This is a genomic window from Pseudomonas sp. NFACC56-3 (assembly GCF_900100025.1).
Lineage (GTDB): Bacteria > Pseudomonadota > Gammaproteobacteria > Pseudomonadales > Pseudomonadaceae > Aquipseudomonas > Aquipseudomonas fluorescens_AA.
In genome coordinates, this window is the sequence record NZ_FMTK01000025.1 from 22841 (window position 1) to 45241 (window position 22401).

25 protein-coding genes are annotated in these 22401 nt (G+C 60.3%); 13 read left to right on the top strand and 12 right to left on the bottom strand.

Annotation, left to right across the window (positions count from 1 at the left end):
• Window positions 1-276 precede the first annotated feature (276 nt).
• The 4 genes from BLO80_RS25240 (at window position 277) to pabB (ending at window position 4991) form a co-directional block, all read left to right on the top strand.
• Window positions 277-813: a retropepsin-like aspartic peptidase RloA gene (locus BLO80_RS25240; protein WP_053186065.1), complete on the top strand. Its 537-nt coding sequence runs from the start codon at window positions 277-279 to the stop codon at window positions 811-813.
• A 5-nt stretch (window positions 814-818) separates the two neighbouring features.
• Complete coding sequence (locus tag BLO80_RS25245) at window positions 819-2351, top strand: osmotic stress tolerance membrane protein RloB (protein WP_060741350.1); 1533 nt, start codon at window positions 819-821, stop codon at window positions 2349-2351.
• A complete protein-coding gene (locus BLO80_RS25250) occupies window positions 2351-3337 on the top strand; it encodes an alpha-L-glutamate ligase-like protein (RefSeq protein WP_092168683.1) in 987 nt (328 codons plus the stop codon). The genes BLO80_RS25245 and BLO80_RS25250 overlap by 1 nt, the downstream gene beginning before the upstream one ends.
• Before the next feature lie 310 nt (window positions 3338-3647).
• Complete coding sequence (gene pabB / locus BLO80_RS25255) at window positions 3648-4991, top strand: aminodeoxychorismate synthase component I (protein WP_092332485.1); 1344 nt, start codon at window positions 3648-3650, stop codon at window positions 4989-4991.
• A 145-nt stretch (window positions 4992-5136) separates the two neighbouring features.
• Here pabB and thrH read toward each other — a convergent pair whose 3' ends face one another.
• Window positions 5137-5754, bottom strand: a complete 618-nt coding sequence (gene thrH, locus BLO80_RS25260) for a bifunctional phosphoserine phosphatase/homoserine phosphotransferase ThrH (protein WP_092332483.1) — start codon at window positions 5752-5754, stop codon at window positions 5137-5139.
• A gap of 174 nt (window positions 5755-5928) precedes the next feature.
• On the opposite strand from thrH, the gene BLO80_RS25265 reads away from it, so the two are divergent.
• The 3 genes from BLO80_RS25265 (at window position 5929) to BLO80_RS25275 (ending at window position 9444) form a co-directional block, all read left to right on the top strand.
• Window positions 5929-6672 (top strand): phosphoadenylyl-sulfate reductase, encoded by a 744-nt coding sequence (locus tag BLO80_RS25265; protein WP_013693959.1) that lies wholly within the window; start codon window positions 5929-5931, stop codon window positions 6670-6672.
• Between the two features lie 453 nt (window positions 6673-7125).
• Entirely contained in the window at window positions 7126-8655 is a 1530-nt protein-coding gene (locus BLO80_RS25270; protein ID WP_092332481.1) for an NCS1 family nucleobase:cation symporter-1, read from the top strand.
• 60 nt (window positions 8656-8715) lie between these two features.
• Window positions 8716-9444: an aspartate/glutamate racemase family protein gene (locus BLO80_RS25275; protein WP_092332479.1), complete on the top strand. Its 729-nt coding sequence runs from the start codon at window positions 8716-8718 to the stop codon at window positions 9442-9444.
• Window positions 9445-9588: 144 nt separating this feature from the next.
• Here the strand turns inward: BLO80_RS25275 and BLO80_RS25280 are convergent, their stop codons facing one another.
• Window positions 9589-10512 carry a LysR family transcriptional regulator gene (locus BLO80_RS25280; protein ID WP_092332477.1) on the bottom strand — a complete coding sequence of 308 codons (924 nt, stop codon included), beginning with the start codon at window positions 10510-10512 and terminating at the stop codon, window positions 9589-9591.
• Window positions 10513-10637: 125 nt separating this feature from the next.
• Here BLO80_RS25280 and BLO80_RS25285 point away from each other — a divergent pair, with 125 nt between their 5' ends.
• The gene (locus tag BLO80_RS25285; RefSeq protein ID WP_060741343.1) at window positions 10638-11384 is read left to right on the top strand and encodes a 3-oxoacyl-ACP reductase family protein; all 747 of its coding nucleotides are present in this window, start codon (window positions 10638-10640) and stop codon (window positions 11382-11384) included.
• 63 nt (window positions 11385-11447) lie between these two features.
• On the opposite strand, the gene BLO80_RS25290 is transcribed toward BLO80_RS25285, so the two are convergent.
• The 7 genes from BLO80_RS25290 to BLO80_RS25315 form a co-directional block, all read right to left on the bottom strand.
• Window positions 11448-12143 (bottom strand): HAD-IA family hydrolase, encoded by a 696-nt coding sequence (locus BLO80_RS25290; protein ID WP_092332475.1) that lies wholly within the window; start codon window positions 12141-12143, stop codon window positions 11448-11450.
• Between the two features lie 185 nt (window positions 12144-12328).
• Complete coding sequence (locus BLO80_RS25295; RefSeq protein WP_092332473.1) at window positions 12329-12703, bottom strand: hypothetical protein; 375 nt, start codon at window positions 12701-12703, stop codon at window positions 12329-12331.
• An 88-nt stretch (window positions 12704-12791) separates the two neighbouring features.
• Window positions 12792-12995: a hypothetical protein gene (locus BLO80_RS25300; RefSeq protein WP_060741340.1), complete on the bottom strand. Its 204-nt coding sequence runs from the start codon at window positions 12993-12995 to the stop codon at window positions 12792-12794.
• A 69-nt stretch (window positions 12996-13064) separates the two neighbouring features.
• Window positions 13065-13238, bottom strand: a complete 174-nt coding sequence (locus BLO80_RS30005; protein ID WP_170842313.1) for a hypothetical protein — start codon at window positions 13236-13238, stop codon at window positions 13065-13067.
• Between the two features lie 151 nt (window positions 13239-13389).
• Complete coding sequence (locus BLO80_RS25305) at window positions 13390-13806, bottom strand: glycine zipper domain-containing protein (protein ID WP_060741339.1); 417 nt, start codon at window positions 13804-13806, stop codon at window positions 13390-13392.
• 336 nt (window positions 13807-14142) lie between these two features.
• Window positions 14143-14394, bottom strand: coding sequence for a hypothetical protein (locus BLO80_RS25310; protein WP_256574244.1), 252 nt, complete (start codon window positions 14392-14394; stop codon window positions 14143-14145).
• A 90-nt stretch (window positions 14395-14484) separates the two neighbouring features.
• Window positions 14485-16674, bottom strand: coding sequence for a GAF domain-containing hybrid sensor histidine kinase/response regulator (locus tag BLO80_RS25315; RefSeq protein ID WP_092332471.1), 2190 nt, complete (start codon window positions 16672-16674; stop codon window positions 14485-14487).
• Between the two features lie 556 nt (window positions 16675-17230).
• On the opposite strand from BLO80_RS25315, the gene BLO80_RS25320 reads away from it, so the two are divergent.
• A complete protein-coding gene (locus BLO80_RS25320; RefSeq protein ID WP_058544244.1) occupies window positions 17231-17509 on the top strand; it encodes a hypothetical protein in 279 nt (92 codons plus the stop codon).
• Window positions 17510-17646: 137 nt separating this feature from the next.
• Window positions 17647-18324, top strand: coding sequence for a phytanoyl-CoA dioxygenase family protein (locus BLO80_RS25325; protein ID WP_092332469.1), 678 nt, complete (start codon window positions 17647-17649; stop codon window positions 18322-18324).
• Window positions 18325-18663: 339 nt separating this feature from the next.
• Here the strand turns inward: BLO80_RS25325 and BLO80_RS25330 are convergent, their stop codons facing one another.
• Window positions 18664-19050, bottom strand: coding sequence for an Imm41 family immunity protein (locus tag BLO80_RS25330; protein WP_158264772.1), 387 nt, complete (start codon window positions 19048-19050; stop codon window positions 18664-18666).
• Between the two features lie 130 nt (window positions 19051-19180).
• On the opposite strand from BLO80_RS25330, the gene BLO80_RS25335 reads away from it, so the two are divergent.
• The 3 genes from BLO80_RS25335 (at window position 19181) to BLO80_RS25345 (ending at window position 20939) form a co-directional block, all read left to right on the top strand.
• Window positions 19181-19651 (top strand): hypothetical protein, encoded by a 471-nt coding sequence (locus tag BLO80_RS25335; protein ID WP_092332465.1) that lies wholly within the window; start codon window positions 19181-19183, stop codon window positions 19649-19651.
• A gap of 266 nt (window positions 19652-19917) precedes the next feature.
• A complete protein-coding gene (locus BLO80_RS25340) occupies window positions 19918-20208 on the top strand; it encodes a hypothetical protein (RefSeq protein ID WP_175459550.1) in 291 nt (96 codons plus the stop codon).
• 47 nt (window positions 20209-20255) lie between these two features.
• Window positions 20256-20939, top strand: a complete 684-nt coding sequence (locus BLO80_RS25345; RefSeq protein ID WP_092332461.1) for an HD domain-containing protein — start codon at window positions 20256-20258, stop codon at window positions 20937-20939.
• A 47-nt stretch (window positions 20940-20986) separates the two neighbouring features.
• Here BLO80_RS25345 and BLO80_RS25350 read toward each other — a convergent pair whose 3' ends face one another.
• Together BLO80_RS25350 and BLO80_RS25355 are read right to left on the bottom strand one after the other, a co-directional pair.
• Window positions 20987-21610 carry an SMI1/KNR4 family protein gene (locus BLO80_RS25350; protein WP_092332459.1) on the bottom strand — a complete coding sequence of 208 codons (624 nt, stop codon included), beginning with the start codon at window positions 21608-21610 and terminating at the stop codon, window positions 20987-20989.
• Between the two features lie 97 nt (window positions 21611-21707).
• Window positions 21708-22388: an alpha/beta fold hydrolase gene (locus BLO80_RS25355; RefSeq protein WP_256574245.1), complete on the bottom strand. Its 681-nt coding sequence runs from the start codon at window positions 22386-22388 to the stop codon at window positions 21708-21710.
• Between the last annotated feature and the right edge of the window lie 13 nt (window positions 22389-22401).

Below are 22401 nucleotides of genomic sequence, written 5' to 3' on the forward strand. Positions count from 1 at the left end.
ACACCTTGGAAATCAATATGGCAAAAACTAACCAACAACGACCTTTACGTCAAAACAAAAATCAACATTGTCGACAATCGTCTAATAAACGCCCTGAAGATAACCCTGTTGCATGAAGACTCGTAGCCTCCGGCCAGCGGTGGCGTCAGAAAACCACCGTGCTAGAATGCCGCGGTTATTCGCCGCTCTCCTTTTATTAGAGAAAGGCTGCCTAGGGAGCTTGTGCAGTAATGCCAGGGCCTGAACCGATAAACGGAACGCTGCGCACCAGGATCTATGACACTCAAGCCCTTATCTGCCGCTTTCTATTTCATGTGCCTGCCGGGGCTTGCCGTGGCGGGTGAAAAAACCGTGTATGGCCTCAACGAATACGCCGCCCTGCAGGGTATCGACCTGGAGGTCGCCGCCAAGCTCGACACCGGCGCCAAGACCGCATCCCTCAGCGCCCGGGACATCAAGCGCTTCAAGCGCAATGGCGAATCCTGGGTGCGTTTTTACCTGGCCATCGACGCCGCCCACTCGCACCCCATCGAACGTCCGCTGGCGCGGGTCAGCAAGATCAAGCGTCGCGCCGGTGACTACGACCCGGAAGAAGGCAAGAAATACACGGCCCGGCCGGTCATCGAACTGGACATCTGCATGGGCTCGGCCTTGCGCAGCATCGAAGTGAACCTGACCGACCGTAGCGCCTTCCAATACCCGTTGCTGATCGGCTCCGAGGCGCTCAAGCGCTTCGACGCGCTGGTCGACCCCAGTCTTAAATACGCTGCCGGCAAACCCGCCTGCGCCAATGCCGCTCAAACCGCAGAGTAATTCCAATGCGCTCCCTTACCCTCCATCTGAAAATGCTGATCGCCATCCTGGTGGTGCTGGGCCTGTCGGTGACGGCCTATCAGATTTTCGTGCTCGGCATTCCAGTCACCGAAGACGCCACCGACGATCTGTGGAACATCGACGCCAAGGTCGAATTCGTGCCCAACGCCAAGGATCCGGTGAAGATCCAGATGTTCGTGCCGCCCCTGAGCCGCGACTACGTGAGCCTCAACGAGAGTTTTATTTCCAATAATTACGGCGTGGCGGTGAACCGGGTCGACGGTAACCGCAAAGTGACCTGGTCAGCCCGGCGCGCCAAGGGCAACCAGACCCTTTATTACCGCCTGGTGCTGACCAAGCGCTACAGCGCCGAGAAAACCAAGGTCAAGGGCCCGACCTTCCGTGACAGCATCGCCGTCGAAGGCCCGGAGAAACTGGCCGCCGAAGCCCTGCTCGCGCCGATCCGCCAGCACTCGGCCGACGTCGAGACGTTCATCAGCGAAGCGATCAAGCGGGTCAACAACCTCAACGACGACAACGTCAAGCTGTTGCTGGCCGGTGATCCTTCCTCGGCCAACAAGGCGCGCATCGTCGAATTGGTGCTGTCCATCGCCCACGTGCCGGTGGAGAAGGTCCACACCATCCGCCTGGTGGCCGACCAGCCGCAGACGCCCGAACTGTGGCTGCGCAGCTTCAACGGCACCGACTGGCTGTATTTCAACCCGGACTCCGGCGAACAGGGCCTGCCCACCGACCGCCTGCTGTGGTGGACCGGCGATGAAAACCTGATCACCGTCGATGGCGGCAAGAAAGCCACCGTCACCTTCAGCATGAACAACAGCGAAATGAACGCCATCCGCCTGGCCAAGCTGACGGACGAGAACACCGACGCCAACTTCCTCGAATACTCGCTCTACGGCCTGCCGCTGCAAACCCAGCAAACCTTCATGATCATGGTGATGATCCCGATCGGCGTGCTGGTGATCCTGATACTGCGCAACCTGATCGGCCTGCAAACCCTCGGGACCTTTACCCCGGTGCTGATCGCCCTGGCCTTCCGTGAAACCCAGTTGGGCTTCGGCATCATCCTGTTCACGGTGATTACCACGCTGGGCCTGTCGCTGCGTTCGTACCTGGAGCACCTCAAGCTGCAGATGCTGCCAAGGCTCTCGGTGGTACTGACGTTCGTGGTGGTGCTGATCGCCGCCATCAGCCTGTTCAGCCATAAGCTGGGCCTGGAGCGCGGCTTGTCAGTGGCGCTGTTCCCGATGGTGATCCTGACCATGACCATCGAACGCCTGTCCATCACCTGGGAAGAGCGCGGCGCCGGCCACGCGATGAAAGTCGCCATCGGCACCTTGTTCGCCGCGTCCCTGGCGCACCTGATCATGAGCGTGCCGGAACTGGTGTACTTCGTGTTCACCTTCCCAGCGATCCTGCTGATCCTGGTGGGCTTCATGCTGGCCATGGGACGGTATCGCGGCTACCGCCTGACCGAGCTGGTCCGGTTCAAGGCCTTCCTCAAGGCAGACTCCTGATGTTCGGCTTCTGGAAGACCTGGAAGGCCCTGGAAGCCCGGGGCATCATGGGCATCAATCGGCGTAACGCCGATTACGTGCTCAAGTACAACAAGCGCAGCCTGTACCCCATCGTCGATGACAAGATCATCACCAAGGAACGGGCCATCGCCGCCGGCATCCATGTGCCGGAGCTGTACGGGGTGATCTCCACCGAGAAAGAAATCGACAAGCTCGACGACATCATCGGCGGGCGCACCGACTTCGTGATCAAGCCGGCCCAGGGCGCTGGCGGCGACGGCATCATTGTCATCGCCGACCGCTTCGAAGGCCGCTACCGCACGGTGTCCGGCAAGATCATCAGCCATGAGGAAATCGAGCACCATGTCTCCAGCATCCTCACGGGCCTGTATTCCTTGGGCGGTCACCGTGACCGGGCGCTGATCGAGTACCGCGTGACGCCGGACCAGATCTTCAAGAGCATCAGCTACGAAGGCGTGCCGGACATCCGCATCATCGTGCTGATGGGCTATCCGGTGATGGCCATGCTGCGGCTGCCAACCCGTCAGTCCGGCGGCAAGGCCAACCTGCATCAGGGCGCCATCGGTGTGGGCGTCGACCTCGCCACGGGCCTGACCCTGCGCGGCACCTGGCTGAACAACATCATCACCAAACACCCCGACACCACCAATGCGGTGGACGGCGTGCAACTGCCCTATTGGGACGGCTTCATGAAACTGGCCGCCGGTTGCTATGAACTGTGCGGGCTGGGCTACATCGGCGTCGACATGGTGCTGGACCAAGAGAAAGGACCGTTGATCCTGGAACTGAATGCCCGACCGGGCCTGAACATCCAGATCGCCAACGACTGCGGCCTGACCCTGCGCACCCATGCGGTGGAAGCCCGCCTGGAAGAACTCAAGGAACGGGGCGTTATCGAAACCGCGGAAGAACGCGTGGCGTTTGCCCAGGAGTTGTTTGGACATATTCCGCCGGTTGAGGGCTGAGGCTTGAAAGCGGGAGTCTGAAGCTGATGCTGAAGGCTGGAGTGTGAAACCCTGTGGCGAGGGAGCTTGCTCCCGCTGGGGTGCGAAGCGCCCCTCAAAACCCAGCCCCGCAGTGCACCAGGCTGAGCGCGTTCAACTGCCTGGGGGTTGCTTCGCAACCCAGCGGGAGCAAGCTCCCTCGCCACAAGGTGTTCACACCCGAATATTTTCGATAGCCCCCATACTTGCTCATCTCCGACATCCCCCTAGGAGCAAATCCTACAGGGGATTACAATCGCTCCCCCGCCTGAATGGCTGACCCGCCCCGCCCATGCCAACCTGCTCCGTACACCCGCTGCCCTACCGCACCAACCCCGCCGAGTATTTCGCGGCGATCCGTCATGCCCCCGGCAGCGTGCTGCTCGACAGTGGCCGGCCGAGTGCCGAGCGTGGGCGTTACGACCTGCTCAGTGCCTGGCCGCTGGCACAATTGGCGGTGTTGCCGAACGAGAGCGGCGGCGATTTCCTGCAACGCCTGCGCATTCAGCTGACGCAACTGGGCGACGCGGTGCTGCCAGCCACGGTGCAATTGCCCTTCGCCGGCGGCCTGATCGGCTACTTGAGTTACGACTTCGGCCGACACCTCGAAACCCTGCCATCCCACGCCCAGGACGACCTGCAACTGCCCGACGCGCGTTTTGGCGTGTACGACTGGGCTTTGATCAGCGACCACCAGGCGGGCACCAGCCAACTGGTGTTCCATCCCCATTGTGGCGAAGACGAACGCCAACGCCTGATCGCGTTGTTCAGCCAACCGACCACCGCCGCCATTCCCTCGTTCAGCCTTGAAGGACCGATGACGCCGGACCTCAGTGCCGAAGCCTACCGACAGGCGTTCGAACGTATCCAGGCGTATATCCAGGCCGGCGACTGCTATCAGGTCAACTTCGCCCAACGCTTCCGCGCGCCCTGCCAGGGTGATGCCTGGGCCGCTTACCAGGCGTTGCGGGCGGCTTGCCCGACGCCGTTTTCCGGCTTCCAGACCCTGCCGGAGGGCGGCGCGGTGCTGAGCCTGTCCCCAGAGCGCTTCGTCAAAATCAGCGAAGGCCAGGTGGAAACCCGGCCGATCAAGGGCACCCGCCCCCGCGGCACGACGCCCGAGGAAGACGCGGCCCACGCCGCCGAACTGCTGGCCAGCCCCAAGGACCGGGCGGAAAACCTGATGATCGTCGACCTGCTGCGCAACGACCTGGGCCGCACCTGCCGTATCGGCTCGGTGCGGGTGCCGGAGTTGTTCAGCCTGGAAAGCTACCCGAACGTGCATCACCTGGTCAGCAGCGTGACCGGCGAACTGGCCGACGACAAGGACGCCCTGGACCTGATCGCCGGCAGCTTCCCCGGCGGCTCGATCACCGGCGCGCCGAAAATCCGCGCCATGCAAATCATCGACGAACTCGAACCGACCCGGCGCGGGCTGTATTGCGGCTCGTTGCTGTACCTGGACGTGCGCGGAGAAATGGACAGCTCCATCGCCATCCGCAGTTTACTGGTCAAGGATGGGCAGGTGTGCTGCTGGGGCGGCGGCGGGATTGTCGCGGATTCGGACTGGGAGGCCGAGTATCAGGAGTCGATTACCAAGGTTCGGGTGTTGCTGGAAACCTTGCAGAACCTCTAAAAGCATCGCGGGCAAGCCTTGCTCCCACAGACTGGCGCTATACCCCTGTGGGAGCGAGCTTGCTCGCGATTGCATTGGATCAGCAGCATTTGAGCCGACTGGCACACCGCTATCGCGAGCAAGCTCGCCCCCACAGGTTTTTTACTTACAGGCTGAGATCGCGGTTCGACGCCTTGATAAATTCCTGCTTCAACTCGACAAACGTGTGCACCGCCGGGAATTGCGGGAATTCACGGATCACGTTCTCCGGCGCATGGAACAGAATCCCGGCGTCGGCTTCGCCCAGCATCGTGGTGTCGTTATAGGAATCCCCCGCCGCAATCACACGGTAATACAGGCTCTTGAAAGCCAGAACCGACTGGCGCTTGGGATCTTTCTGACGCAACTGGTACCCCGTCACCCGCCCGCTGTCATCGGTAATCAAGCGATGGCAGAGCAACGTCGGGAAGCCCAGCTGGCGCATCAACGGTTGGGAAAATTCGTAGAACGTGTCGGAAAGAATCACCACCTGGAAGCGCTCGCGCAGCCAGTCGACGAATTCGATGGCGCCGTCCAGCGGCTGGAGAGTGGCGATGACTTCCTGGATGTCGGAGAGCTTGAGGCCGTGCTCATCGAGAATGCGCAACCGTTGCTTCATCAGCACGTCGTAGTCGGGAATGTCCCGAGTGGTTGCCCTGAGGGAGTCAATCCCGGTTTTTTCAGCGAAGGCGATCCAGATCTCCGGGACCAGCACACCTTCCAGGTCGAGACAGGCAATTTCCACAAGACACTCCCATTTTTTCTGATGTTTATCGGTTGAGCGAATAAAAGGCTTGCCGACTCTAGCCATTCGCCAGAGCCCGCGCAACGCACAGGAGCGCGCCAGCCCCGACAGCTTTTGTTACCATCAGCCCCATATAGAGCGCCCAGCGCCACCGACCTGTAGGAAACCGCCCTGATGAGCCCATCGTTCGACGTCGTGGAACTCGCCACGACCTATGCCAACAAGTCCCCTCAGGACATCCTCAAGCTGGCCTTCGCCGAATTCGGCGACGAGCTGTGGATATCGTTCAGTGGCGCCGAAGACGTGGTGCTGGTGGACATGGCCTGGAAACTGAACAAGAACGTCAAGGTGTTCAGCCTCGACACCGGTCGCCTGCACCCGGAGACCTATCGCTTCATCGATCAGGTGCGCGAGCACTACAAGATCGACATCGAACTGGTCTCGCCGGACTACACGAAACTTGAACCCTTCGTGAAGGAAAAAGGCCTGTTCAGCTTCTATAAGGACGGTCACGGCGAGTGCTGCGGCATCCGCAAGATCGAGCCGTTGCGTCGCAAGCTGACCGATGTCCGTGCCTGGGCCACCGGCCAGCGCCGCGACCAGAGCCCCGGCACCCGCAGCCAGGTGGCCGTGCTGGAAATCGACACGGCGTTTTCCACCCCGGAACGCACCCTGTATAAGTTCAACCCCCTGTCGCAGATGACCAGCGAAGAAGTCTGGGGCTACATCCGCATGCTCGAGCTGCCTTACAACAGCTTGCATGAACGTGGCTTCATCAGCATCGGCTGCGAACCCTGCACCCGCCCGGTGCTGCCGAACCAGCACGAACGCGAAGGCCGCTGGTGGTGGGAAGAAGCCACGCAGAAAGAATGCGGGCTGCACGCCGGAAACATCATCGCCAAATCCAAGACCGTCTAAGCGTCCATCGCCCTCTGTACACAAAAATGTCACCGCAAGTGGCATTTTTTGTGTGCACTTATATCGTTACTGCCCCGAAAGGTTACACCCAGTTCCCCGCACCACCTGGTTTCCTTCCCTCATCGGCGCTCGCCCAAAAATAAATACCTGTTTAAACGGTCAGCTTTAAATCTCCGTATTTCAGCCAGTTATTCAAAGAACATAACGAAACGAAATTAGCGCTACGTTGGATAGATCCACAAGTGGCATAAATCTGGCTTGAGTCGACAAGTGTTTTGTATACAACATTTGTAAAACATACACACACTCTAGATCCGCAAGCCTGAAGCGCCCTATCCCGTACAGGCTGCAGATGCCCCGTAACCAATGATGCTCGCCCGCCGCGACGAAGATTTGTCGAGCCCCGCGCTCATGCACAGTCATCGCAGCGCCGAGAATCAGGAGCCTGCCGGAATGCGTACAAGTCTCTCCAATAACATCGCGCTGGATCTGCCCTCCTCCACCTCTGCCCCCGATGACAACGCCGCAGCGTCCCTGGCCTTGAGCCCGCGGCTGCACAACAAGGACCTGGCGCCCACCAAGGCCGAAGGTCGCCGCTGGGGCCGCTACAGCATCTTTGCCCTGTGGACCAACGACGTGCACAACATTGCCAACTATTCCTTCGCCATTGGCCTCTATGCCCTGGGATTGGGTGGCTGGCAGATCTTGCTGTCCCTGGGGATAGGCGCGGCACTGGTGTATGGCTTCATGAACCTGTCCGGCTACATGGGCCAGAAAACCGGGGTGCCGTTCCCGGTGATCAGCCGGATCAGCTTCGGGATCCACGGCGCGCAGATTCCTGCGCTGATCAGGGCGGTCATTGCAATTGCCTGGTTCGGGATCCAGACCTACCTGGCGTCGGTGGTGTTCCGCGTGTTGCTGGTGGCGATCCACCCGGGCTTCGCCGACTACGACCGCGACTCGATCCTGGGTCTGTCGAGCCTGGGCTGGGTGTGTTTCGTGGCGATCTGGTTCGTGCAACTGGTGATCCTGGCCTACGGCATGGAGACGGTGCGCCGTTATGAAGGTTTCGCCGGTCCGGTGATCCTGGTGACCGTCGCGGCCCTGGCCGGTTGGATGTACACCCAGGCCGGTGCCACCATTGCCTGGTCGATCCGCGAGCCGCTGACCGGTGGCGAAATGTGGCGCAATATCTTTGCCGGCGGCGCCCTGTGGCTGTCGATCTACGGCACCTTGATCCTCAATTTCTGCGACTTCGCCCGCTCCTCACCGTGCCGCCGAACCATCATCGTCGGCAATTTCTGGGGCCTGCCAGTAAACATCCTGGTGTTTGCCGGGATCACCATCCTGCTCTGCGGTGCGCAGTTCCAGATCAACGGGCAAATCATCGAAAGCCCGACCCAGGTCGTCGCCTCGATCCCCAACACGTTCCTTCTAGTGCTGGGCTGCCTGGCCTTCCTGATCGTCACCGTGGCGGTGAACATCATGGCCAACTTCGTCGCCCCGGCGTTCGTGCTCAGCAACCTGGCGCCCAAGTACCTGACCTTCCGCCGCGCCGGGCTGATCAGCGCCGCCATTGCCGTGCTGATCCTGCCGTGGAACCTGTACAACAGCCCACTGGTGATCGTGTATTTCCTGTCCGGTCTCGGCGCCCTGCTCGGGCCGCTGTACGGGGTGATCATGGTCGACTACTGGCTGCTGCGAAAAGGCCGCATCAACGTGCCACAACTGTACAGCGAGGACCCGAACGGTGCGTATTTCTACAGCAATGGAGTCAATCTGCGGGCGGTGGCGGCGTTCATTCCGGCCGCGCTGATCGCCATTATCCTGGCCCTGGTGCCGGGTTTTGACGCCGTCTCAGCGTTTTCCTGGCTGATTGGCGCTTCGATTGCAGGGCTGCTGTACCTGATCATCGCCAAGCGCGAACCGTATTACGACGACGTCAGCGGCGAATCCATCGCTGTGGATAACGTTCATCATTGATCCCTAAAACGGCCCGGCCAGTACGGGCCGCTTACTTTCATGCATCAAGGAGGACAGCTCATGCGAATTCTCGTGGTCAACGTCAACACCACCGAATCCATCACCCAGGCCATCGCCCGCCAGGCCCAGGCCGTGGCCGCACTGGGCACCGAGATCGTCGGGCTCACGCCGCATTTCGGTGCCGATTCCATCGAGGGCAATTTTGAAAGCTACCTGGCGGCCATTGCGGTGATGGACCGGGTGATGTCCTACGACCAGCCGTTCGACGCAGTGATCCAGGCCGGCTACGGCGAACATGGCCGCGAAGGTCTGCAAGAACTGCTGAACGTGCCGGTGGTGGACATCACCGATGCCGGGGCCAGTACCGCCATGTTCCTCGGTCACGCTTATTCGGTGGTCACCACCCTGGACCGCACCGTGCCGCTGATCGAAGACCGGCTCAAGCTGTCCGGCCTGTTCGACCGCTGCGCCTCGGTACGGGCCAGCGGCCTGGCGGTGCTGGAACTGGAGCAAGACCCGCAACGGGCGGTCGAGGCCATCGTGCGCCAGGCCGAACTGGCGGTCAGCCAGGACAAGGCCGAAGTGATCTGCCTGGGCTGCGGCGGCATGGCCGGGCTCGATGAGCAGATCCGCCAGCGCACCGGGGTGCCGGTGGTCGATGGCGTAACGGCGGCGGTGACCATTGCCGAGTCGCTGGTGCGACTGGGGTTGTCGACCTCGAAAGTGCGCACCTACGCCACGCCTCGACCCAAGACCATCATTGGCTGGCCGGGACGGTTTGGGCGGTGAGTTCACAGGTTTGGACCGAGGTGCCCCTAATCGCGAGCAAGCTCGCTCCCACAGGGTTTGTGGTGCTCACGAAACTGCTGATCATCCACCGACTGTGGGAGCGAGCTTGCTCGCGATTGAGGCCAACGCGGTCCAGCGCCCAACTCAAACCGAACTGAACCGCCGCGCCAACCCCTGCTCGGCAAACTGCTCGATGATGAAATCCACGAACGCCCGGGTCTTGCCCGGCAGCAACTTATGCTCGGCGTAGTAAATGGAGATATTGCCGTCATCGACGTACCAGTCCGGTAGCACCCGTCGCAGCGCACCGGACTCCAGGTAGGGCACGGCCACCGGCATGCTCACCAGCCCGATGCCCAGCCCTTGGGCCGCGGCCGCGCAGTCGGCTTCCGAATCGCTCATGGTCATGCGGGTCTTGAGCATGAGCGGGCTGTGTTGCTGGGTTCGGCTGGTCAGTTGCCAGGAACGCACGCGGCCGGTTTGCGGCGAGCGAATCAGGATGCCCTGGTGCTGCGCCAGATCTTCCGGCTCCACCAATGCAGCGTGGGTGTTCAGATAGTCCGAGGATGCAACCAGCACCCGATGGGCCACCGCCAACTTGCGCGCCACCACGCCTTGGGGCAGCTCGAAACCACCGCCGATGGCGGCATCGAACCCCTGGCCGATCAGGTCCACCTGGCGGTTATCGAAATGCCAATCCGGGTTGATCGCCGGGTAGCGCCGCAAAAACTCTCCTAGCAATGGCACGACATACAATCGACCGAACGCTGTGCCCATGCTCACCTTCAGCGTTCCCGCCGGTTGCCCACCGGCGCTGGCCAGGTTGGCGACGGCGTTCTGGATAGTGTTGAAACTGCTACCGACTTCCCTCAGGAACAACTGGCCGGCTTCGGTCAGCCTCAGGCTGCGGGTGCTGCGCTGGAACAGGCGCACGCCCATCCGCGCCTCCAGCTTGGCGACGCTTTTACCCACCGCCGCCGGGGTCACGCTCAAGCGGCGCGCCGCTTCGGCAAAGCTGCCGACTTCGGCGCTGCGCACAAAGCATTCGATACTGTTGAAGGTCTCCATGAGCCTCACTCTAAACTTTTGGTTTAGACAGACTATAGCAATGACGATCTACACAGCCCACGACGTCTTCTTGATACTCGCTCCATCACCGCGGCACCTCGCCCCGGCACTTTTTGGAGAACATCATGAGTACCCAAGCACTGAACGGTAAAGTCGCCTTGATCCAGGGCGGTTCTCGCGGCATCGGCGCCGCCATCGTCAAACGCCTTGCCGCAGAAGGCGCCGCCGTGGCCTTCACCTACGTCAGCTCTGGCGCAAAATCCGAAGAACTGCAGAACAGCATCACCGCAGCCGGCGGCAAGGCCTTGGCAATCAAGGCGGACAGCGCCGACGCCGATGCCGTCCGTAACGCCGTCGCCGCCACCGTCGAAGCGTTCGGGCGGCTGGACATCCTGGTCAATAACGCGGGCGTGCTGGCCATGGGGCCGCTGGATGAATTCAAACTCGAAGATTTCGACCAGACCCTGGCCGTCAATGTGCGCAGCGTGTTCGTCGCCACCCAGGCGGCAGCGCGGCACATGGGCGAAGGTGGCCGGGTCATCAACATCGGCAGCACCAACGCCGACCGCATGCCCTTCGTCGGCGGCGCGACCTACGCCATGAGCAAATCCGCGCTGGTGGGCCTGACCAAAGGCCTGGCCCGCGACCTCGGCCCGCGCGGTATCACCGTCAACAACGTGCAGCCCGGCCCGGTGGACACCGACATGAACCCGGCCGACAGCGACTTCGCCTCCAGCCTGCTGTCTCTGATGGCCGTCGGGCGCTACGGCAACGTCGATGAAATCGCCAGTTTCGTCGCCTACCTGGCAGGGCCGGAAGCCGGTTATATCACCGGCGCCAGCCTGACCATCGACGGTGGTTTCGGCGCCTGACCCGAGCCGATCATTGTGGCGAGGGAGCTTGCTCCCGCAGGGCTGCGCAGCAGCCCTTCGCTGTCAGGTCCATTCCAACTCCGGCAAACCGCAAAGGCTCGGCTGGAACATTCTCAAGGAGCGGATGATCCCGTCGGCATGGGCGTATTTTTCGTCCGCCATGGCCGAGTCCGGAATGGCGATGGCGGTCATGCCGGCGGCTTTCGCGGCTGTCACGCCGAACGGCGAATCCTCGAACACCAGGCAATCGCGCGGCTCGACACCCAGGCGCCGGGCGGCGGTGAGGAAGATATCCGGTGCCGGTTTCGCCGCGCCGACTTCAGGATCGTCCGCCGTCACGATGCAATCGAACAGCGCGAACCAGTCCCGGTGCAAGGTGGTTTTGAGTTCGAACGTGGCACTCGATGAACTGGTACCCACCGCGATCGGAACGTTGTGGGCTTTGAGATGCCGCACCAGTTCCTCGGCACCGGGCATACCCAGGGCGTGAGGAAAACGCTCGCGCATCAAGGGTTCGCGGATGACCAGGAATTCCTGGGGGGTGATCGGCAACTCCAGGGCCTGGACGACGTAATTGGCCAGGTCCGTGGCCCCGCGCCCGATGATGTTCTGCTTGACGCTCCAATCGAACGTGCGCCCGTAGCGCTCGGCGATGATGGAGGTGACCTCGGTGTAGATCCCCTCGGTGTCCAGCAACAGCCCATCCATGTCGAAAATCACAGCCTTGATCGGGCCAAACTCTTTCAGCGGTGCATTCATCGCATCTGATCCGTTATCAACACAACATTCCAGGGATGGCTCAGGTGCGGCCAGGGCAGCGTGTTCGCCTTAAAGGATTCAGCAGGATAACGAAGGGGGCTTGGAACCGGCAATGGGAAATGAGGATGAGCTTTGTGGCGAGGGAGCAAGCTCCCTCGCCAGTAGTGTCGGATGATGATGGGAAGTTACTGACCGGAGCCGCCCGACCCCGAACCACTGCTGCCCGAGCTGCCCCCGCTGCCACTGCTACCGGTTCCGCCGTTGGTACCACCACCCGCGTCGGCACCGCCCATCGTACTACCACCACTCAGCGAACCGCTGCCCGTGCCAGGGCTGGTGCTGCTGCCGCTGGCATCGCCGCCATTACCGCCGCCTACAGAGCCCGGAGGCAAGGCGTTACCGCTGGCACCAGAATTGGAGCCGGCTTCCATTTCCGAGGAAGGTGGCATCCCGCCCTTGTCCACGGGGGGCGTGCCGCTCGAAGCTTGTGCGAAAGCGGCTAATGAACTGACGGAAAGAATCCCGGCGAGTGTCAGCGCTGTCAGATTGGAATTCATCATGGTGAGTCTCCTTTTCAAGATACTTACCTGATGTCTGGCACGCGTGGCGGGGCGATGGTGCCACTGAATCGACAGGCGGGCCCGTCGATCAGCTCGGCGTGCCAGAGGCGTCGTCACCGGCGATGTCCGGATCATCCGGAGTCGCTTCGACGTCCTCGTCGTCGCTGGGTACCTGCTCGACGCCCGCCTCGTCATCGGGCGGGAGCTGGTCGCGGCTCAACGGATTGGTGGGCGATGGCAGCGGGTACTCCGGGGTTTCTTCGTCATTGGGAACGGGGGAATCGGCAGTCATACAATCTCCTGACAGGTGCACGCACCTGTCCTGCAGCTTAGAGAACGCGGACGTTCAGTTTGAACGCCTTCACTCGTAGGATTCGTCCTCGAGTTCAGCGTCTTCATCGTCGAGCAAGGGCACCTGGGCGTCATCCATCAGGGAACCGGGGTCTTCGTTGCCCGGGTCGTTGGGGCCCGGATCATTGATGAAGGGCACGCCCGTCGGGCCTTTTTCTTCCTTGCCTTCGGTTTCCGGCGTCATGGCACACCTCGCAATCGCTGATGGATGTATGAATTTGAGGTGGGGGGGCGGCAATCGTTCCGAGAAAAGTTCAGGAGAGCCCTGTACACGGGAATGGCAGGTCAATAAAAAACCCGGCACAGAGGCCGGGTCTTTTCATCCAAGCATCCGCTTAACGATGATTTCTCTTGTGCTTGTACTTGTGCTTCTTGCCGCCAGAGTGACCGTCGTTGTCATTGGACAGGTTGCTGCCCAACGCGCCGCCCGCCGCGCCGCCGACGCCAGCGCCGATGGTGGAACCGGTGGAGCCGCCCAGACGGTTACCGACGATCGAACCACCGGCCGACCCCAGGCCACCACCGATGGCGGCTTCCGTGCGGCTGCCCTTGCGCGCACCCACGGCGCTGCCGGCTGCGCCGCCGACACCCGCGCCGATCGCGGCACCTGTGCTGCCGCCCATCTGCTGGCCGACCACGTTGCCCAGCACACCGCCCAGACCGCCGCCGACTGCAGCAGTACCGTCACCGGCAGCCATCGCGCCCTGGGCAACCACCAGCCCCAGTACCAAGGTGGACAAAGTCAAACGCATGATAGAAACCTCAAGAATGCCGCATCGGGGAGAAATGGCCAGTGCGCGCGGGCGCGAGTGTACGCCAAACAGCCTCAACCATAATGGTTGGACAACGAAACGGCGGATTATTTTGTGACAGGCAAAAAAAAGCCCGCTGGGGAAACGGGCAGGTACTGCTTTCTAACGGATGAGCTGAGAGTACGTACCTGCTTGTGAAAGAAACGTGAAAGAAACCAATGGTTGAGAAAAGATGAAAAATATTTCCGCCTGTAGGAGCTGCCGAAGGCTGCGACCTTTTATCGTTCGCTGTGGATTCAATCGATAGGAGAAAGATCGCAGCCCGGTGGGAGCCTGTCACTTCTTGACCGGAACCCTGGGCAAGAACTTGGCCTTCTCCCCTCGCTGCACTTTGGCCACCTTCGTCCTGATGGACTTGATCGGCTCGTCTCCAAAGTCTGCATGGTAGGTCGACTGACCACACTGCAATCCTTCATTGATCGGATACGCGGCTCCGTGCTCCTCGCTGTACGATGCTCCCATTGCCTTTCCCCTTTCATTGAGGTCCATACCGACAACAACCAGTTGCCTGACAATATCGACCTTCACGACAATGAGACTAGTTGGTCATCAACAGACTGTTGATTCAACAAGGTCCTTCGCCGACGAGTGGAACTCACTGTTGCAAAAAGGAAACACTCATTCAGCCCCCCGTATCGTCCGGTTCAAAACCCGGGAAACCTGGTCGGCCGAATAGGGTTTGGACAAGAACTCAAAGCCTTCATGACCACTGTGGGCCAACTCTTCGCTGTAGCCGGAAGTGAGCACCACTGGCAGATCCGGGCGACGCTGGCGCAGTTCCCGGGCCAAGGCGATACCGCCGATACCAGGCATCACCACGTCAGAAAATACCGCGTCGAATGCCATCGCATCCGGCCCGACCATTTCCAGCGCTTCTTCGGCGTTGGTCGCCCAGGCGGTTTCGTAGCCCAGATCCTGGAGGATCTGGTTGGCAAAACGCCCCACCTCCAGGTTGTCTTCCACGATCAGCACCCGGCGCTTGCCCTTTTCCAGCACCAGGTGCGCGACTTCTTCCCTGACCGGCTCGTGGTTTTGCTCGGGCGCCACTTCCGGAAGGTACAACGTGAACACCGTGCCCTCGCCCACCACGGTCGAAACATCGACGTTGCCACCGGACTGCTTGGCAAAACCGAACACCTGGGACAAGCCCAGCCCCGTGCCCTTGCCCACTTCCTTGGTGGTGAAGAAAGGTTCGAAGATGTGCTCGAGCACTTGCGAGTCAATGCCGGTGCCGGTATCGGCCAGGGCAATGGCGGCAAAGGATTGCCCGGCCCCGGCATGACCACGGATCGGCGGTATGCCACCGCCGCAACTGAGCCGAAGCCACAATGTGCCCTGGCCGTTCATGGCATCCCGGGCATTGAGGGCCATGTTGATCAACGCCGTCTCGAACTGGCTCAGGTCCGCGCGGATGTAACAGGGCCGATCGCACAATTCGACGTTGACCTGGATCCGCGCCCCGGTGACGGTTTGCAGCATGTCCCCCAGGCTCTGCACTTGCTTGCCCACATCGATGACCTCTGGCTTCAACGGCTGGCGCCGGGCAAACGCGAGCAACTGGCTGGTCAACTTGGAGGCGCGCTCCACGGTTTCGGACACCGCCGTCATGTAGCGTTGTCGGCGCTCTTCGGACAAGTTGGGCATGCGCAGGAAGTCCACCGAAGAGCGGATGATCGTCAGCAAGTTATTGAAATCATGGGCCACGCCACCGGTGAGCTGGCCGATGGCTTCGAGTTTCTGCGACTGGCGCAGCGCCGCTTCGGTCTGTTTCAAACGCGTGGTACGTTCCTCGACCCGTTCTTCCAGCGTCGCGTTCAATTCGGCCAGGGCCGCCAAACCCTCGCGCACGGCAGCATCGGCACGGGCGCGCTCGATGTGGGCCCAGGAGCGCTCGGTGACTTCCATCAGCAGCGCCAGATCGTTGGATGACCAGACCCGCGGCGTTTTGTCGTGAATGGCCATCAGCGCGGTCAAGCGGCCGCCCTTGATCAACGGTACGCAAATGGTGGCCGCGATGCCAATGGCCTGGAACGTCGCCGCTTCCTCCGGCGCCAGTTCCTTGAGGTTATCGTTGATCACCAGCGGCTTGCCGGCCCGCAGGTTGGCGACGGCCAGCCGCCCAAAATCAGCCAACCGATAATGCCCGAGAATGTGAGGCGAACCGGCCCTGGCCCAATCACCGCGAATGGTGAAACCGTCCTCGTCCTCATCCATGTCCGCATAGGCACAATTGGACAGGTTCAAGTGCGCTGCCAGAATCCGCGTGGTGGTTGCCATGATGGCCTGCGGGTCGGTGGCGTTGGCCACGGCATTGCCGATGGCATCCAGCACGGCCAGCCGCTGGGTCATGAACACCGTGGACGTGGTTTCGGTGACCGTATCCAACATGCCCACCACTGTACCGAACTGGTCACGGATGGGGCTGTAGCAGAACGTGAAATAAGCCTGCTCAGGACCGCCGCCGCGCTCGATGACCAGGGGGAAGTTCTCTATATAAGTGGCTTGTCCATCGAAGGCCGCGCGCACGATCGGCCCGATATCGTTCCAGACCTCCCGCCACACCTCATCGAACCGCCGCCCCAACGCCTCAGGCTTGTTGCCGAGGATGGTCAGGAACGCATCGTTGTACAACGTGATCAGGTCCGGTCCCCACACAATGGCCTGGGGAAAATGCGAGGCGAGGCTCAGGGCCACGGTGGTCTTCAGCACATCAGGCCACTGCGAAGGCGGCCCGAGCGGTGTGCCCTCCCAAGGATGGCGCCGAACCCGTTCAGCCATTTCTCCAGAGCTCTGAAGCCAATCTGTCATTGCGTTCGATCCTTCTGAGACGCCAATACCAACGAGGGGGGAAACGCTTGTGACCCCAGGCAGGGCCGTATTATCCCGCGCCGGGTGGGAATGCGCGATTGGATTGTGGGAGGCGTCGGGGGGCAAATGGGGGGGAACGGGCAGATAATGGCGATGAGGCTACAGAAATATCCTACATATCGTTGGGATTTGGCCCGATGTAAGTGAGGGGCTTGCTCAGTTGTAAGACATATAGCTCAGATACTTACGGCTGTGGCAACGTCCTACACATGATTGGGAATCCCCTTCGCTATCAATCCCTTGCGTATTTTTTGCGGCGGCGACTATAGTCTTCGCGTCGCCCAGATGGTGGCCGGGTTTGGCGACCCGCAGTGGGATGCAAAAGCGCTTGCTTTGTTGCAGGCGTTCTTGCATCTGTAGAGTTGTCGTTATGGCAGCTGTACGCGGGAGACCTTCGGGTCTGCCGGCTTCCACTCCGGTTCGCCAACCTGCGTACAGTTGCCACCTTTCGTTTGGCGACGATTAGGTGGTGAAACTTTTCCAGTGGAGCTTACTTATGAATCAATATATGGGCCTTACCAGCAACGCCGACGACCAACCCCTCTACGTCGATACCACCGCCCCGCTACACATCCTGCTCGACTCAGCCGCCTACCGAATCCGTGCCGCCACCCAATTCCTGGAGAACCTGGCGATGCGTGATGAATTGACCATCGATCCCGCAACCCTTCAGGACCTCGCACAACTGTGCTGCATCCCACTGCGCGATGGGTGCGACGTGATGGATGTGATTGCACGACGATTGGATGCGGCACCGGCAGGCTCCACGCTATAAGCCTGTCCGCCACGGGTACCTCGTCGACCTGAACAACTCCACAAACGTCATCACACCAACCCGCGATTGATCATTCAGCGCAGTTGCCCACTTTGGTTTACAGGCTAGCCTTCCAAATGCCCGCCCAAGGACGAACCATGGTTGACCGCAAACGACTCCACCAAGACGGCTACGCCCTGCTCCGCCGAGCCATCCCGAACGAGTGGCTGGCTGACTTGCGTAGCGTGTTCGATGCAGGCGTGCGGCCGTCAGATCAATGGCCAGTGCCCCGTGGCACGGACTGGCGCTATTCGATGTTGGACGATGATTCGAGGATTCAGGCCGTATGTCGCCTACCCCAGCTACTGGCCGTGGCAGGTGAGTTGATCGGCGAGCAATTCTTCCTCTCCCAAGTGGAAGGCCGCGAGCCCCTTGCCGGTGGCGGCCAGCAACCACTGCACCGCGATCTGTCGGCCCAACGACCAGGCGACATCGCCATCGCCCTGGCATTCTTCGACGATTACGGCCCCGAGAACGGTGCGACACGGATCGTCCCCGGCAGCCATCGCCCCGAGCCGGATGCGCCACCCTTCGACTTCAATGACGAGTCACGCGCGGTACAGCTTTCAGGCAGTGCCGGTGACATCCTGGTGTTCGATGTCGACCTGGTGCACGCGGGCAGCCTGAACGCGATCGGTGCACGCCGTCGCTCCATCCTGATCAGCTATTTCGCAGAATCGCTCTACGCGTCACACCTGGAAACCGTGGCGCTGCGCAATATTCGCATGGACACCCGCGATCGATTCGCCCCCTCGGAGTTTACTTTCGAGGGCTAGGTTTGTGGGTCGATGAAAGTTGTGCGCAACGGTTCGAATCTGAGCTTTAATGCCCGTGCTTTTTGAGAACACCATTCGTCTGATCAAGGAAGAAACGACATTGAAAATAGTTTTCGGCGCCCTGTTGTTGGCCTGCCTGAGGTGATGGCGGTCGTGCTCGGGGGGTGATTCAGCAGCAGGTTGCATCGCTGATCGTTGAGTTTTTGGCGCAGTCATCGGGCAATAAAGAAGGTAGTTTGTAACCGGGTGGTGCTGACTTTAAGCGGTTTGATGCAAACGCCGGAGGAGCCATTTTTACGCCCATACATATCAGTGGCTATTAATCCCGTCCGGTCAGAATCACTGGCCCCCTCGGAGCCACGGATTGGGTTCGTCAAAGCGAGCCGGTGTCGGCATTTCCCCTGCGAAGAAGCCCTCAAAAACCATCTGGAATCTCTCGCGAAAATCATAGATCTGCTTTCTTTTTAGATTTCGGATCTTGAAGAGATCCTTGCGATCAAAGTGGCACCCGAATAACAGAAAGCCGTAGCTGAATATCTCGAACACCCTATGTGAGAGCGCCTGACTGAAGCTTGCCTCTGTCGCGATTTGATAAAGTGCCCACTCCAGTAACCAGTATTCTTCACGATCCCAGAGTCCTGCTTCGTGTAACCGTCCGATGAACGAGGCGTCTTCGTATGCTTCGCACCCGACGAAATTTCTGGCGATCAGAGCGTGCGCATCCATGTTAATGATTTCCATATCAGATAAGGTCGACAACGTACCGAGTTGCCACTCTCGGACAATGTACCGCAAAACTCCCGCGCCCTCCCCAGCGGAGCTGTTGGCTAGCCATCCACCTTACGGAGCCCAGGAAATGCCTGCTTTTGAAATTTTACCGCTCGAAGCTATTGGTCCTGTGCGTCTTGGTGTAGCACGCGCTGTAGCGAGGCAAGCAATGGCCGCCATTGGGTTCCCGCTTGAGCATTCCCGGAACAGCGTCGATTATTTTTGCGAGTCCTGCATGCAGGTTTCCCACGGACCAAACGATGAAGTCAGCTTCATTGGTGCCTCCGGAAATCCGAACGTCACATTCGTCTTCAAGGGCATTGATGTCTTCAGGCACTCTGCCATCGACGTGTTTTCGCTGATGGCTGCTTCGGACAATTCCGGTACGCATGAATTCTCAACATATGAATACCTATTTCCTAACCAAATCCTGACGCTATGGGATGCGGATGAACAATACGACCGTCAAGGAGGAGAGAGTCGCAAGGTCTGGGGTCAGGTCGGAATCGGAAATAGCGCTTACCTGGCAGCCATTCGCGCCATCAAGACAAAAATGTGATGAGCCATCTTCTATTCCAATGAGAAAATTTACAGGGACAGTTTCGGACATAAAGCGACCGTTTGGGAACGGCAGCTTTTAGCCCGAAAGGAGTCAAGGTATGTCCCTTCCCCAATAGTTTCTGACTAACTGTCCTAAGCCTCCAACCCAAACGGAATTCGACCAAGATGTATCTGCGCTCAAGCTTATTGTGCCTATGCCTTTTCAGCACCCTGAGCCAGGCCGCTGTCAACTGTTCTGCCCTCGCGGAAAAGATCTCCGGAACCGTGCCTGAGTTTCATCCGTCGGTGCAAGGCAAGGTCATTGGCACCGGACGCCTGCATTTTCACGAAGCGCCCGATGAAGCCTGTGCCAATAAAAAGATTTTCGTAATACCCGGCGACTCTCTCACCGTTTACGCCAGCCTTGAAGACGAATCATGGCTGCAAGTGAATTTCATCGCCAAGAGTGGCGACGACTACACCGGTTGGGTAAAGGCAGACCGGGTCGAGATTGGTGTACCTTACGGAGCGCCACCGGACGGTGCGGACGAGGCGCCAGCGGGCGATGCCCAGTAATTCAAAATGGGTGTGCCCTTTTTCATTTTTGAAGCGCAGGAGAGACGATGACGTCGCCAGAAGGGAGTGCGCTGTTGCCGACCAGCACACACGGCGACCTCGACGTGGCTGATGGCACGGGTTTCGCTGCCTGGGCTCGCGTTTGGGCGGAGCTTGGCATCGGATGCGCGTCACAAGAGACGTACGAAGCACTCATTCGACACTACTGCGAGCCGCACCGCGCTTACCACACCCTCCAACATCTGCAGGAATGCCTTCAGGTGCGCCGATTCGTCAACGCGGCCTGCCCGGCCCCCGCCGAAGTCGACCTCGCGCTATGGTTCCATGATGCGATCTACGACCCTGTTCGCAGCGACAATGAGCTGCGCAGTGCCCAATGGTTGGATGATGTGGCACGTGATAACGGCCTGGGCGATGAAACGCGGCGCAGGCTTTACGAGCTGGTGATGGTGACGCGGCACGACGGTGCTCCGGCGTCGGCAGACGAAGCGGTGCTGGTGGACACGGATCTGGCGATCCTTGGGGCAGCGTTCGAGCGGTTCGAGGAGTACGACCAACAAATCCGCCGCGAATACTCGTTTGTACCTCTGTCTGTGTACCGCCAAAAGCGCCGGCAGGTCCTTGAAGGCTTTCTGGCGCGCGGGCACATTTATACGACTGCAGCGTACTTCGACGCATTCGAGCAGCAGGCACGGGCCAATCTTGCACGCGCCATCGACCGTCTCGACTGAAGACTGGCTTCATTCGGGAAATCGGCTTTCAGCCATCCAATCAGGCTTCAAATCAACCGATCCACAACCCTCGCATTCCACAATTCCCGATACCGCTCCCGCCAGCCCGGACTCCCCTTATCCAGCCACTCCAACGTCGCCTCGATACTCTCAGGGCTGATCATGAAGTGATTGATATGCTCCTCGATCCGCTCTTCCGATAAATGCAACGAATCCAGATAGCCATTGAAAGAATCCGCCAGCACCACGTACTCATCGCCCTGCTGACGGCGCCCGGTCCAGGCCGGTAAGCCCGCCACCATCGCCGCCACGTCCTGGCGCCCTTCGCGCAAATCCAGCAGTAGGATACTCGCGCCGCCGTCGCGACCGATCGGCAGCAATCCCGTCGCGGGGAAGCCGGGCTGAGCCCGCAGTTGCTCCAGTTCGAAGGGGTTGGATTCATACTCTTTGTCCGGGTCCAGCCCGTACAGTGAAAAACTCAGTAGCTCCTCATCGCCATTGGCCAGGGTCGCCAGCACATCGTATTCCACATAGGCGCCGTTGCAGGTCTTGAGGAATTGGCGATAGTCGTCCGGCAAGCGGGCACCCAGGCTGGTTTCCAGTTGCGCGATGGAGCGGTCGGTGGCGCCTTCACGGGTGTCTTCGAGGATGAGTCCGCGATAGTCAGTCATTGTTGTCTCGAAAAGGTATTGGGACACTAGAGGTCTTGAAACACACCGCGTCGCACAATCAGTCCGACGCATCGATAACAAGCGGCAAGTGCTGCGCTCACTCGCTGGCCAGATGTCTCTCGATCAGCCTCGCTGCCTCATCTGCGTGAGTAAAGCCCAGGCTGTGATCGGCGCCAGGGAAAACGTGCAGTTCAGCGCGGGGCAACAGTTGGGCAAGGTACTGGCCGACGCGAACGGGGCTGATCGGATCAGCTTCGCCCCAGAGCAGCAGGACCGGCATGCGCAGCTCGACCAAGCGGGATGTGAGGTCGGTGCGGTCGTCGAGAAACCAACTCGGCAGTGTCGAGTTGGCCGCCGCAAAATCCGGGCGCCAGTCGTACGCACCCAGCGCCGACATGTCCACTCCGCCCGAGGTGACGGTCAGCACCAGGTGGGTGATCAGCTCAGGGCGTTCAAGTGCTGTGAGCACCGCGACGATACCGCCCATGGATTGCGCCACAAGCGCTGTGGGTTGGTCGATCTCGGCCAGCACACGCGCCACCAGGTCATTCATGCCGGTCACGCCAGGCATGGGCGGTGTGTCTCCAAAGCCGGGCCAGCCGATATGAACTTGCTGCGCCAGGTGGGCCAAGCGCTCAGCCACCGGATGCCAGAATTGGGTGTTGCCTGAGGCGCCGGGCAAGAAGATGAGTTTGGCGGGGGATGCGGTCACAGGTTCGTCCTTGAAAATGGAATTGAAAGAGTCTGCAGGAGGCCAAAGGGATACCGCCAGGTTCAATGACCGGTTCCAG